Raw genomic sequence first — 1,060 nt, 5'->3', positions numbered from 1 at the left:
GCCCGGGACGGCGGTCCCCGACTCGGTGGGCGTCTCGCCGACCTTCGCGGTGTGCAGCAGCTCCTGCAGGTGGCGGATGCGGGCCTCCATCACGCCCTGCTCCTCGCGGGCCGCGTGGTAGCCGCCGTTCTCCTTGAGGTCGCCCTCCTCGCGGGCGGCGTTGATCTTCTGTGCGATCGCGGGACGCTGGGCCACCAGGTCGTCGAGCTCGGCCTTGAGGCGGTCGTGAGCGTCCTGGGTGAGCCAGGTCACCTGGGTCTGCGTCTCGGTCACGGCGATCAACTCCTCGGAGGTCCGGTCCCGTGGTCACGGGGCGGCTGCCTGTCGGTGCTCCACGCGGCCGGGGAGGCCGGGGCGGGGGCGTCCACAGACGGAAAAACACGACCCGCGGCATGCGGGCCGTGTCGGGCGACACTAACACGTTGGGGGGCCCGGGGGACCCGTACGAACGACGCCCCCAGGAGGTTCCCGGATCTTCGCGGAATCTCACAGAGCCTTCGCCACCTGCGACGATCGTGTCCTCGCGGGGGTCGGGACCCCACGGCTCGGCAGGCTGTCGGGGGTGGAGGGGATGATGGATGGTGTGGGAGATCAGCTGCGGTTGATGACGGTGCACGCGCACCCCGACGACGAGTCGAGCAAGGGCGCGGCGACCTGTGCGCGATACGTCGCCGAGGGCGTCGAGGTCATGGTGGTCACGTGCACCGGGGGTGAGGCGGGCAGCATCCTCAACCCCGCCATGGACCGCCCCGAGGTGCTCGCGGACATGATGGGCGTGCGCCGGGCCGAGATGGCGCGCGCCGCCGAGATCCTGGGCGTGGCGCACCGCTGGCTCGGGTTCGTCGACTCCGGGCTGCCCGAGGGCGACCCGCTGCCCCCGCTGCCCGAGGGTTGCTTCGCGCTGACCCCGATGGACGAGGGCGTGCAGCGCCTCGTCCGCGAGATCCGCGCGTTCCGTCCCCACGTGATCACCACGTACGACGAGAACGGCGGCTACCCGCACCCCGACCACATCCGCACGCACGAGATCTCGGTGCGCGCGTTCGACTCCGCCGCCGAC

General features: G+C 71.9%; 2 protein-coding genes. One reads left to right on the top strand and one right to left on the bottom strand.

The features are described from left to right. The coding region (locus AC0CYZ_RS07455; protein ID WP_472213841.1) for a GreA/GreB family elongation factor at positions 1-273 on the bottom strand (273 nt) is incomplete at its 3' end. Positions 274-574: 301 nt separating this feature from the next. Between AC0CYZ_RS07455 and mca the strand changes: the two genes are divergently transcribed. Then, positions 575-1,060: mycothiol conjugate amidase Mca (gene mca, locus AC0CYZ_RS07450; RefSeq protein WP_472213843.1), on the top strand; the 486-nt coding region annotated here is incomplete at its 3' end.

Source organism: Actinomycetospora sp. (assembly GCF_055612215.1).
Note: the sequence above shows the minus strand (reverse complement) of the source record. Positions and strands in the feature narration are given on the sequence as shown.